The following is a 10,813-nucleotide window of genomic DNA, read 5'->3' on the forward strand; positions in this document are numbered from 1 at the left end:
GGCCTATTCAAGGGGTGACGATGTTGAATCGCGCATCCGCTTCGTCGAGACCGCCCATGAACTGCAAAAACTTCAAACGTTCGCCTTGAATGGAAATGTCGCCCAGGGTGGCTTCCTTGAGAAAACCGGTCTGCTTGAGGGCAATGCGGTCGAGCGTTGACTTGGCCATGCTGACCTCGACATCGGCGTGCTCGTGGCGGGTTCGGTCACGGTGGGTCAATACACCGTTGCGCAGGGTCAGGGCGTAATCCTCGTTCAGGTCGGTAAAGCGCCAGTTGATGGTCAGGTCGCGATCAGCGGCCTTGAACGCATCAATGCGCACCGCCAGGTAATCAAAAAACAGGGTGGGTGTGAGGGCTCGCACCATGTCATCGGCGTTGCCACCGGCACCGCTTGCCGCAGCTACGCCATCGCGCAATTCCTGTGCGCCGCTGAGGTAGGCATTGCGCCACGTGGCGTTTTCGCTTTGATAACCCAATTGTTCCAGTGCGTCGGCCTGCAGTTGTCGCGCCTGAACGTTGTCCGGTTCGGCAAACACCAAGTGGTTGACCAACTGCGCCACCCAGCGATAGTCGCCTGCGTCGAACGCGGTATGCGCTTGCTTGAGTACCTGATCGGCACCGCCCATGGCCGCCACGTAACGCTTGCCGGCATCGCGTGGCGTCAGCGGGTCGAGATTGGCGGGATTACCGTCATAGAACCCCATGTAACGCTGGTAGACCGCGCGTACGTTGTGGCTCAACGAGCCGTAGTAGTCACGGCTATACCACTTGCTCGCCAATTGCGGCGGCAGACTTGTCAGGGTCGCCGCGATTTCCATTGGCGTCAGGCCCTGGTTGATCAGGCGCAGCGTCTGGCTGTCGATGAAAGCGTACATGTCACGTTGATCGGCGAGGTAGTCGCGTATTTGCTGGCCACCCCAGGTCGGCCAGTGATGCTGGGCGAAAACGACCTGCGCCTGATCACCGTATTGGCGTAATGACTGATCGAGATAATGTGCCCAGATTTTCGGGTCACGTACCAACGCGCCACGCAAGGTCAGCACGTTGTGCTGAACGCGCGTGGCGTTTTCGGCCATGCACAATGCCTTGAATCCTGGAAAATAGATGTTCATTTCTGCTGGGGCTTCGGTGCCGGGGGTGAGCTGGAACTCGGCCTCAATGCCGTCCAGTATCAGCCGTTCCAGCGGCTGGGTGATTTCCCGTGTGGGGGCGATGAGGCTGATGGTGGCATTGGCCGGAATTCCTTTGCCCAGGCCCGCATCCACCTGACCGCGCTCACTGCGCGGCAACGCGGCGCCGTACATGTATTGGGCGCGACGCTTCATCGCCGGCCCGGCCAATACGTTTTCACCGATGGCGTGCTCGAAAAACCCCTGCGGTGCAATGACCTGAACCTTGCCCGCCTTGACGTCGGCCTCATCGATCACCCCGCGCACGCCGCCAAAATGATCGACGTGCGGATGGGTGTAAATCACTGTGTTGACCGGTTTGCGCGGTCGGTGTTTGAAATACAGCGCCATGCCAGCTTTTGCCGTCTCGACCGACAGCAGCGGATCCATCACGATCAGCCCGCTGTCGCCCTCGACAATAGTCATGTTCGCCAGGTCCAGGCCGCGGATCTGATAAATGCCTTCGGTGACCTTGAAGAGCCCCGCGATGCTGTTGAGTCGGGCGATCCGCCACAGACTCGGATTGACCGTGCCAGGCGCGTCAGCGTTGTTGAGAAACGCGTATTGACCTGGGTCCCAGACACTGTTGCCCGCGCCATTGCTGACCACTGCGTCATAACGCTCGATCAGGCCACGGTTCGCGGCCTCGAAATCACTACGGTCGGCAAATGGCAGACGTTGCAGCCATTGCGCGTTGCTGTCGAGGGTGATGGCCGTTGCATCCTTGGCTGGCGTAGCTGCCAGGCCGGACAACGGTGCAAGCACGGCCAGTGCCAGCAATGAGGGTCGCAAACGCATGGGGTGTTCCTTGTTATTGTTGAGGGCCAATCACTCTAAGTAGCCTGCCAAAGCGCAGCCAATACCAGAGCGGCATGGTGGCCATCTCATTTTTCGATGCTTTCAAGACTGCGCGATGGCGAGGATCTGCTCCGACAGCCAGGTCAGCGCCGGGTCATGTTGGCGATGGCTCAGATACACCAGATCCAGTTCGAACGGATCCAGCGCAAACGGCAGATCATGCAAGTCCAGTGGCAGCAATTCGGCGAACTGCTGGGCGAGCTGAGTGGGCAGCACAACGCAGAGGTCGGTGGCTGCTACAAGGTGCGCGGCCTGCAAGTAATTGGGTGTGGTGTACACGATCTGTCGTTGCAGATTCTGTTCGGCCAGCCATTGATCGACCATTCCGCGGGTTTGCCCGCCGTGCACCCAGAGGTGGCGCAACCGCAAGAAGGTTTGAAGATCCAGAGAGTGGTTGACCTGCGGATGATTGCGGCGCACGGCAACCCGCAACGTTTCCCGGCGCCAAAGTTGCCGGGTGAACCTCGCCGGCAGCTCGTTGAAGCGCCCGAGCACCATGTCCAGATCGCCGCGGTCCAGCGCATCGGCCGGCAGATTGGGTGCCAGGTGCACAACGTCGATGCGCAGGTGCGGCGCCGCTGTCTGCAGATGCGCCAGCAAGGGTGGCATGCACAGCTGTTCGACAAAATCGGTCAACGCAATGCGCAACTGGCGGTGGCTGAGCAGCGGCTGGAAGACATCGCCGATAGCCAGCGTCTGCTCAATTTGCCCGAGTGCCGCGCGAATTGGCCCTTCGAGGGCGAGTGCGCGAGGCGTCGGGCACATGCGACGGCCGACACGCACCAGCAGCGGATCGTCAAGCAGGTCACGCAACCGCGCCAGTGCATTGCTGACCGTAGGTTGCGTCAATGCCAGCCGCTCAGCTGCGCGCGAGACATTTTGCTCGCGCAACAGCATGTCAAGGACGCGCAATAGATTCAGATCAAAGTTCGACATATTCATGGGGAAAATATATTCAATGGTTAATCTAAATTTCAAAAATATCTGATGCGTGCTTAGGGTGGCGGCTGTTCTTTTCGTCTCTGGAGCATGCGTGTGAGTACCTCTTTGGATATCAGACAGGTTGCTGTCATTGGTGCCGGCACCATGGGCCGCGGCATCGTCATTAGCCTGGCCAGCGCTGGACTGTCAGTGCTTTGGCTGGACAGTAATAGACCGACTCTCGACGCAGGGTTGAGTGCGATCGAGCAGATCTGGTCGCAGCAGGTCGTCAAGCAGCGCATCAGCCAGCCTGAGGCTGAAGCCAACCGCCAGCGTGTCCAGGCCGTTCACGATTATGCGGCGCTGGCCGAGGTCGATCTGGTGATCGAAGCGGTGTACGAGAGCCTTGAGCTCAAACAGGAAATCTTTCGCGCACTCGACCGCCAACTCAAGCCGCAGGCCATTTTGGCCAGTAATACGTCCGCGCTGGACATCGACGCCATTGCCGCCGTCACGGCTCGCCCGCAGCAAGTATTGGGACTGCATTTCTTCAGCCCGGCGCACGTCATGAAGCTGCTGGAAGTCATCCGTGGTGCACGCACCGACAACGCGGTGCTCGATGCTGCGTGCAGGCTGGGCGAGCGGATCGGCAAGGTTGTGGTCGTCGCAGGGAACTGTCCCGGCTTCATCGGTAATCGCATGCTCGCCAGCTACGTGGCCGAAGCGCGCAAGCTGTTGCTTGAGGGCGCATTGCCCCATCAGGTCGATGCGGTATTGCAGCAATTCGGTTTCGCCATGGGCCCGTTCCGCATGTATGACGTGGTCGGTATCGATCTGGAGTGGCGCGCGCGGCAACTGGCCGGGGAGGGCATGGAGGCACCTTTGGTACAGGTTGATAACGCGCTGTGCGACCTTGGCCGTTTCGGTCAGAAAACCGGCCATGGCTACTACAGCTACCCGGAGGACAGCCGTCACGCCGAACACGATCCTCAGGTCGACGCGCTGGTGCTCGAAATCTCTCATGGGCTGGGTTATCGCCGCCGCGAGATCTCCAAACAGGAAATCCTCGAGCGCTGCCTGCTGGCCTTGATCAATGAGGGCGCGAAAATCCTCGAAGAAAAGATCGCTGCCAACAGCCATGACATCGATCAAGTCTGGCTCAACGGTTACGGGTTTCCCAAGGACGCAGGTGGCCCGATGCGCTGGGCTGACGCACAAGGTTTACCCCTGATTGCCGCACGGCTCGAACATTTGCAAAGCCTGTTCGGTGAGTGCTGGCGACCGGCAGCGCTGATCCGCCAATTGATTGCTGACGGCAGGCACTTCTTCAATGTCCAGGAGGGTGAGGTATGACTTACCAGGCGCCACTGCGTGAAATGCGCTTTGTTTTGCACGAACTGTTCAACGTCACTGAACATTGTCAGCAAATGCGCACTGAGCTCGACCGCGACACGATTGATGGCATCCTCGAGGAGGCGGCGCGTTTTGCCGGCGAAGTCATCGCTCCGCTCAATCGCAACAGTGACGAGCAGGGCTGTCAGATGCATGGCCGTGAAGTCAGCACGCCACGAGGGTTTCGCCAGGCGTATCGACAATACGTTGCTAACGGTTGGGCCAGCATGACCGGGCCGCTGGCGTTCGGGGGGCAGGGCGTGCCGCAGATGGTTGCGGCATGTTTTCACGAAATGCTGATGTCGGCTTCCCTGGCCTTTCGCATTTACTCAGGTCTGACTGAAAGCGCGGTGCTGGCCGTTCATCGACACGGCAGCCCAGCGCTCAAACAAGCGTATCTGGCGAAAATGGTCAGCGGTGAATGGACCGGAACCATGTGCCTCACCGAACCTCAGGCCGGCACCGATCTGGCCCTGTTGCGCACCCGTGCTCAGCCCGAAGGTGATGGCAGTTACCGGGTCACGGGTACCAAGATTTTCATCAGCGGTGGCGAGCAGGATCTGACCGATAACATCATCCACCTGGTACTCGCCCGTCTGCCGAGCGCGCCGCCGGGGGTGAGGGGGATCAGCCTGTTTCTTGTGCCGAAAATTCTGCCCGATGGCCAGCGCAACAGTCTTGGTTGCGGTGCGCTGGAACACAAGATGGGCATCAAGGGCACCTCGACGTGCGTGATGAATTTCGACGGTGCGCAAGGCTGGCTGGTTGGTGAGGCGAATCAGGGATTGGCCTGCATGTTCACCATGATGAATGACGCGCGTTTCCAGGTGGGCCTGCAAGGCCTGGGTATTGCCGAAGCGGCGTTTCAGGGTGGCCTGAGCTACGCCCGTGAGCGTTTACAGTCCCGCTCCCTGGCCGGTGCGGTCGCGCCTGATCAGGCCGCCGATCCGATCATTGTTCATCCCGACGTGCGCCGCATGCTGTTGACGCAAAAAGCGCTGACTGAAGGTTGCCGGATGCTCGCTGCCTATACCGCGCGGCAGCTGGACCAGGAAGGGGGAATGGGCGAGGAACATAACGCGGCGAAGCGCCGTGCAGCGCTGCTGATTCCGATTGTCAAAGCGTTCTTCACCGATGTGGGTCAGGAAGTCGCCAGCCTTGGCGTGCAGCTCTATGGCGGACACGGCTATATCCGCGAGTGGGGCATGGAGCAGTTAATGCGCGATAGCCGCATCACTCAACTCTACGAAGGCACCAACGGTATCCAGGCGCTGGATCTGATACGCCGCAAACTGCTGGCCGACGGCGGTGCCGAACTCGATGCGTTGATCGATGAATTGGCAACAGGGCTTGATACCGCCCAATCCCATGAAACGCTGCAGGAAATGGCCCGGGTTGTCAGCCTGCGGTTGACCGAATGGCGCGCACTCGGCACCTCGGTCATCGAAGCCTGTCAGCGCGATCCGCAGGAAATCGGCGCGGTGTCGGTGGATTTTCTTGCCTACTCGGCATACGTCCTGCTGGCCGCTCTTTGGCTGCAGGCTGCTGTCCGCGCGCAGCAGGCCTTGTCGCAAGGAAGTCCTGATCGTGAGTTTTATCAAACCAAATTGCACACTGCTGACTTCTATTGGCGACGTCTGCTGCCCCGCGCCGGCGCTCATCGCGAAGCGTTACTGGGCGGAGCGAATTGCCTGATGGCAATTGCGGCCGGCGATTTCAACGCCTGATCAGGCCTGTCACTCATAAAAACAAGGAATCGTGTCGATGCAGTCCTTCAGCTTTGTCACCGCCGCGCAGATTCTCTGCGAAGCCGGCGCGGTGCAACGACTCGCCAACCTGTGCCGGGAACGCGGTGCCCGGCGCGTTTTGATCGTCACCGATCCGGGAATTGCCCGGCTCGGTTTACTTGACGACCTGCTGCCAGGGTTCAGTACTGCGAAAGTCGCTGTGGCGATTTTCAGTGATGTATCCGCCGACCCCCATGAAAACTGCGTACTGGCGGCGGTCGAGCGCGCCCGGCATATCGGTGCCGACCTGATTGTCGGTTTCGGTGGCGGCAGCTCGATGGACGTCGCCAAACTGGTCGCGTTGCTCGCCCATCCCGACAATGCCCAGACACTCAACCAGTTGTACGGCGTCGATCAGGCCAAGGGCAGGCGCCTGTCGTTGATTCAGGTGCCGACCACGGCGGGCACCGGTTCGGAAGTCACGCCGATCGCCATCGTCACCACCGGCGAAACCAGCAAAATGGGCATCGTTTCGTCATTGCTGCTGCCGGATCTCGCCATCCTCGACGCCGTCTGCACCCTGGGGCTGCCACCACAGGTCACGGCCGCTACGGGTATCGATGCGATGGTCCACGCCATCGAGGCTTACACCAGCAAAATCAAACGCAACCCGCTGTCCAGCCTGCTCGCTCGCGAGGCGTTGCGACTGCTGGCGACGAACCTTGATCAAGCGGTACATAACGGCGGTCATCTCGCTGCACGTCAGGCCATGCTGCTCGGCGCCTGCCTTGCCGGGCAGGCGTTTGCCAACGCACCGGTTGCCGCAGTGCATGCCCTGGCTTATCCGCTGGGCGGGCACTTCCATATTCCCCACGGCTTGTCCAATGCGTTAGTGCTGCCGCACGTTCTGCGTTTCAACCTGCCCATGGCCCAAGCGGATTACGCTGAACTTGCCGCGCCATTGCTTGGGGACCGGTTGCAGGCAGGTGATCGCAGCAGCCTCGCCGAGCAGATGATTACGGAACTGGAGCAACTGACGCAGCGCTGCGGCCTGCCGGCTCGCCTGCGTGATATCAACGTCCCCGGGAATTGCCTCGAACAATTGGCCAGTGACGCGATGCTGCAGCAACGACTGTTGGTGAACAATCCGCGCGAAGTCAGCCATGACGATGCTTTGGCCATTTACAGGGCGGCTTGGTGATGAGCGATCCGCGGTCTGGTGCCAGCTACCGCAACTTCACCCAGATCACTATTCAACCAGATCACTACGCGTTGGCATGACAACGATGCCTGTGGTCACGTCAACAATGTGGTCGATCAAGCATCAGGGAGTGAGCACGATGGCGCCGTTGAACCGACCACTGCGCAAACAGGCCAAGGCCTGATTGGCCTCATCCAGCGCAAACCGGGTGACGTCGCAGTGCACTGACGTGTGTTGCAGCTCGGCGAAAAACGCAGTGCCGTCCTCACGGGTCAGGTTTGCAACCGAGCGCAGGATGCGTTCGCCCCAGAGCAGACGATAGGGGAAAGCGGGGATGTCGCTCATGTGAATTCCGGCGCAGATCACGCAACCGCCCTTGACTGTTGCCGACAGCGCCAGAGGCACCAGCGCGCCGACCGGAGCGAAAATCAGGCCGGCATCCAGCGGATGAGGCGGCAGTTGATCCGAAGGGCCGGCCCATACGGCCCCCAGCTTGCGGGCATAGGCCTGGCTTTCGTGATCCTCGGGCCGGGTGAAGGCGTACACCTGTTGGTGGCGGCCCCGGGCGATCTGGATCGCCAGGTGGGCTGCCGCGCCAAACCCGTAGAGACCGAGGTGGCGGGCGTCACGGGCCATTTGCAACGCACGAAAGCCGATCAGTCCGGCACACAGCAGGGGCGCGGCCTGCAGATCGCTCAGGGCATCGGGAATCGGGAAGCAGAATCGCGGATCGGCAACGGTGTACTCGGCGTAGCCGCCGTCGAGTTGGCAGCCGGTGAACTGCGCCTGATCGCAGAGGTTTTCTCGGCCCGATCGGCAGAACGAGCATTCGCCACAGGTCCAGCCCAGCCAGGGAACACCGACCCGTCGTCCGATCCACTCAGAGGCGACGTCGCTACCCACTGCGGTGACTTCACCGACGATTTCATGCCCCGGCACCCGAGGCAGCACGGCTTGCGGCAGTTCGCCGTCCAACAGGTGCAAATCGGTACGGCACACACCGCAGGCCAGGACTTTGATCAACAGTTGCCGTTCGCCGGGAACGGGAACCGGACGTTCTTCCCGTTGCAGCGGCTGTCCGGGCGAGTGCAGAACCATGGCGCGCACAGGCAGGCTCCAGATTGGACGAGATCAATGCCCGACAGGGCGATGGCAACCGGCGATCATCTGCTTGAGCCCTTCCAGGTCGAGGACCTTTACGTCACGCCCGGAGATCTCCACCAGATCCTTGTCGCGCAAGTGCGCGATGCCCCGGCAAATGGTTTCCAGGCGCAAACCCAGGTACGAGCCGATTTCCTCGCGGCGCATTTTCAGTACGAAGTTTTTCGCCGAGTAACCGCGCTGGTTCAGGCGTTGCGAGAGGTTCAGAAGGAAGGCTGCCAGGCGTTCGTCGGAGTTCATCGTACCGAGCAACATGAGCATGTCGTGGTCTCGCACGATTTCCCGGCTCAGCAGCTTGGTCAGGTTGTGTTGCAGCGAGGGCAGTTGCTGCGCGAGTTTTTCCAGATGGGAAAAATGGATCGGGCAGACTTCGCTGTCTTCCAGTGCAAAGGCGTTGCAGGTATGGGAGTCAGTGCTGATGGCGTCCAGGCCGAGCATTTCTCCCGGCATTTGAAAACCGGTGACCTGCTCACGCCCGTCGAGGGACAGCAAATTGGTCTTGAATGAACCCAGGCGGACGGCATACAGGGATCGCAACGGATCACCTTCACGGTAAAGGGCCGCGCCTTTCCTGACTTTGAAGCGCTGGGCGATGAGTGCATCCAGCCGCTCTACCTCCGGCCCGGACAGGCCGATCGGCAAACACAGCTCCAGCACACTGCAGTTGGAGCAGGCCGACTTGAGGCGACGAAATTGCAACGCTTTGGTGTCGGACATGAATGTGATCCCCATCACACGGGCGTTTAATTATAGTTGCCCGTCTGTCAGGGGCACTCAAACCGGCGTCGGCAAAGAAAAAAAACGACCAATGGAATATGTCACTCATCATCTACTTTCGCTTCAGGGCGAGTCGTCAATTGAACCTGTGCGCTGAGGGTGACGCTTGATTTAAATCAAGTTACGGCGGGGGCCGCCCTCCAGAATCGATCATTTGATCGGGACCTTCGACCTTGACGCGAATAGCCTTGGCCAAGTCTTTTTTCTACGCCTGGCCGACAAAATTTCGTTGAGGAATATCAACAATGGCGCTTCGGGCCGCAGCGGCCGCAAGCGAGCGATTTGTTGACAAAGATCAGAGCCGGCGGCGGCCAACGCCAGATACTCAAGCCAACACGGCCTTCAGCATTGATCCATTGAGGAGAAAACCATGAACAGGCGCTTGGTCATCGTCGTGCTCGGTTTGCTGGTGGCGGCGACTGGCGGTTGCGGTCATCGCCAGACCGAAGAATTCGACGCTCGGCTGGAGTCCGCCGAGGACAACGCCGCAACCGCCAGGCTTCGGGCCGATGAGGCGTTGCTCAAGGCAGAGCAGGCGCAGCGAGCGGCTGAAGAGGCGTACGAGCGCGCAAGACGCATGGCCGAAAAAGCGGTGCGCAAGTAATCGAGATCGGTCACGAGTCGGAACAGGGACGTCAGGCTGGCAGGATCAGCCAAGCATTGCCGGGGAAAAGTGATGCTCAAACTCAAACGCATTTTGTTGATCGCTCGCCCCGAGATGAATCGTTCTCCGGCCTTCGAACGTGCCGAAGCGCTGGCCAGGGCAACCGGAGCGCTTTTGCACATCGTGGCATTCGATTATGTCCAGGCGCTGGCGGTAGCGGGCCTCTTGGACCCGAATGCCATGACCCAGGCGCGGGAGGGCTATCTGCAAGTGCACCGGCAGTGGCTGGAACAGCAAGCGCAGTTTCAGCGCAGCGCCGGACTGCCAGTCAGCACCGAAGTGGTGTGGGCCAGGACCACGCCCGCCCATGTACTCGAATACATCAATGACTTCCATGCCGATCTGGTGATCAAGGACATGCAGTATATGCCGGCACTCGAGCGTGCCTTTCATCGGCCGCTGGACTGGGTATTGCTGCGCGACTGTCCGGCTCATCTGCACCTGGTGAGCGAAGGCGCCAATCCCGTGCCTGCGAAAATACTGGCAGCCATCGACCTTTCTCATCTGGAAGAACTGACCCAGGGCCTCAACGACCGGATTCTTGATCTCGCCAAAACCCTGGCAGACGCAACCGGCGCGACGTTGCAGCTGTTGAACGTCTGTAACTGGTCGGTGCTGGGGGACGCCGCGATGAGTGTGCCGACACCAAGTCTGGACCACAGCTTGTGCGAGGCGATTACCGATACCCAACAAGAGGCATTCGATGCGCTCGCCGAACGCTACGGCATCGACAAGCCTCGGCGGCATCAACTGACCGGCATTCCCCACAAGGTGATCGAACTGTTCGCCCGCCAGAATACTTTTGACATGCTGGTGCTGGGGTCGGCCTATCAACGCGATGTCGATGGTTTTGTCGGCAGTACAGTCGAAACGTTGACGAACCGGGCACCGTGCAGCCTGATGATCGTCAAGCCCACTTCCGGTTTCGACTGATGGCAGCG

At 60.1% G+C, this 10,813-nt stretch carries 9 protein-coding genes; 5 read left to right on the forward strand and 4 right to left on the reverse strand.

Going from position 1 to position 10,813, the window contains the following annotated elements; translation table 11 throughout:
- Positions 1 to 7 precede the first annotated feature (7 nt).
- Together MKZ87_RS03020 and MKZ87_RS03025 are read right to left on the reverse strand one after the other, a co-directional pair.
- A complete protein-coding gene (locus MKZ87_RS03020; protein WP_266200244.1) occupies positions 8 to 1,969 on the reverse strand; it encodes an alkyl/aryl-sulfatase in 1,962 nt (653 codons plus the stop codon).
- A gap of 102 nt (positions 1,970 to 2,071) precedes the next feature.
- Positions 2,072 to 2,971: a LysR family transcriptional regulator gene (locus tag MKZ87_RS03025; protein WP_266200245.1), complete on the reverse strand. Its 900-nt coding sequence runs from the start codon at positions 2,969 to 2,971 to the stop codon at positions 2,072 to 2,074.
- An 87-nt stretch (positions 2,972 to 3,058) separates the two neighbouring features.
- Between MKZ87_RS03025 and MKZ87_RS03030 the strand changes: the two genes are divergently transcribed.
- From MKZ87_RS03030 to MKZ87_RS03040, 3 genes are read left to right on the forward strand one after another with little or no spacing between them, the layout of a single operon-like run.
- Positions 3,059 to 4,303, forward strand: a complete 1,245-nt coding sequence (locus tag MKZ87_RS03030; RefSeq protein ID WP_416383538.1) for a 3-hydroxyacyl-CoA dehydrogenase NAD-binding domain-containing protein — start codon at positions 3,059 to 3,061, stop codon at positions 4,301 to 4,303.
- Positions 4,300 to 6,069, forward strand: a complete 1,770-nt coding sequence (locus MKZ87_RS03035) for an acyl-CoA dehydrogenase C-terminal domain-containing protein (protein WP_266200247.1) — start codon at positions 4,300 to 4,302, stop codon at positions 6,067 to 6,069. The genes MKZ87_RS03030 and MKZ87_RS03035 overlap by 4 nt, the downstream gene beginning before the upstream one ends.
- A gap of 37 nt (positions 6,070 to 6,106) precedes the next feature.
- A complete protein-coding gene (locus MKZ87_RS03040) occupies positions 6,107 to 7,270 on the forward strand; it encodes an iron-containing alcohol dehydrogenase (protein WP_266200248.1) in 1,164 nt (387 codons plus the stop codon).
- 123 nt (positions 7,271 to 7,393) lie between these two features.
- On the opposite strand, the gene MKZ87_RS03045 is transcribed toward MKZ87_RS03040, so the two are convergent.
- Both MKZ87_RS03045 and fnr read right to left on the reverse strand, forming a co-directional pair.
- Positions 7,394 to 8,377 carry a zinc-dependent alcohol dehydrogenase family protein gene (locus MKZ87_RS03045; RefSeq protein ID WP_085702057.1) on the reverse strand — a complete coding sequence of 328 codons (984 nt, stop codon included), beginning with the start codon at positions 8,375 to 8,377 and terminating at the stop codon, positions 7,394 to 7,396.
- A 24-nt stretch (positions 8,378 to 8,401) separates the two neighbouring features.
- On the reverse strand, positions 8,402 to 9,148 hold the full coding sequence (gene fnr / locus MKZ87_RS03050) for a fumarate/nitrate reduction transcriptional regulator Fnr (RefSeq protein WP_085696119.1): 747 nt from the start codon (positions 9,146 to 9,148) through the stop codon (positions 8,402 to 8,404).
- A 430-nt stretch (positions 9,149 to 9,578) separates the two neighbouring features.
- Between fnr and MKZ87_RS03055 the strand changes: the two genes are divergently transcribed.
- On the forward strand, positions 9,579 to 9,812 hold the full coding sequence (locus MKZ87_RS03055; RefSeq protein WP_085696120.1) for an Lpp/OprI family alanine-zipper lipoprotein: 234 nt from the start codon (positions 9,579 to 9,581) through the stop codon (positions 9,810 to 9,812).
- Between the two features lie 72 nt (positions 9,813 to 9,884).
- Positions 9,885 to 10,805 carry a universal stress protein gene (locus MKZ87_RS03060; protein WP_266200250.1) on the forward strand — a complete coding sequence of 307 codons (921 nt, stop codon included), beginning with the start codon at positions 9,885 to 9,887 and terminating at the stop codon, positions 10,803 to 10,805.
- Positions 10,806 to 10,813: the final 8 nt, after the last annotated feature.

Source organism: Pseudomonas sp. MCal1 (assembly GCF_026341415.1).
Classification (GTDB): Bacteria; Pseudomonadota; Gammaproteobacteria; order Pseudomonadales; family Pseudomonadaceae; genus Aquipseudomonas.

Bases quoted from the DNA above. Each gene is read 5' to 3' on its own strand.
- MKZ87_RS03020 (WP_266200244.1), bottom strand. From the start codon at position 1,969: ATGCGTTTGCGACCCTCATTGCTGGCACTGGCCGTGCTTGCACCGTTG.
- MKZ87_RS03025 (WP_266200245.1), bottom strand. From the start codon at position 2,971: ATGAATATGTCGAACTTTGATCTGAATCTATTGCGCGTCCTTGACATG.
- MKZ87_RS03030 (WP_416383538.1), top strand. From the start codon at position 3,059: ATGCGTGTGAGTACCTCTTTGGATATCAGACAGGTTGCTGTCATTGGT.
- MKZ87_RS03035 (WP_266200247.1), top strand. From the start codon at position 4,300: ATGACTTACCAGGCGCCACTGCGTGAAATGCGCTTTGTTTTGCACGAA.
- MKZ87_RS03040 (WP_266200248.1), top strand. From the start codon at position 6,107: ATGCAGTCCTTCAGCTTTGTCACCGCCGCGCAGATTCTCTGCGAAGCC.
- fnr (WP_085696119.1), bottom strand. From the start codon at position 9,148: ATGTCCGACACCAAAGCGTTGCAATTTCGTCGCCTCAAGTCGGCCTGC.
- MKZ87_RS03055 (WP_085696120.1), top strand. From the start codon at position 9,579: ATGAACAGGCGCTTGGTCATCGTCGTGCTCGGTTTGCTGGTGGCGGCG.
- MKZ87_RS03060 (WP_266200250.1), top strand. From the start codon at position 9,885: ATGCTCAAACTCAAACGCATTTTGTTGATCGCTCGCCCCGAGATGAAT.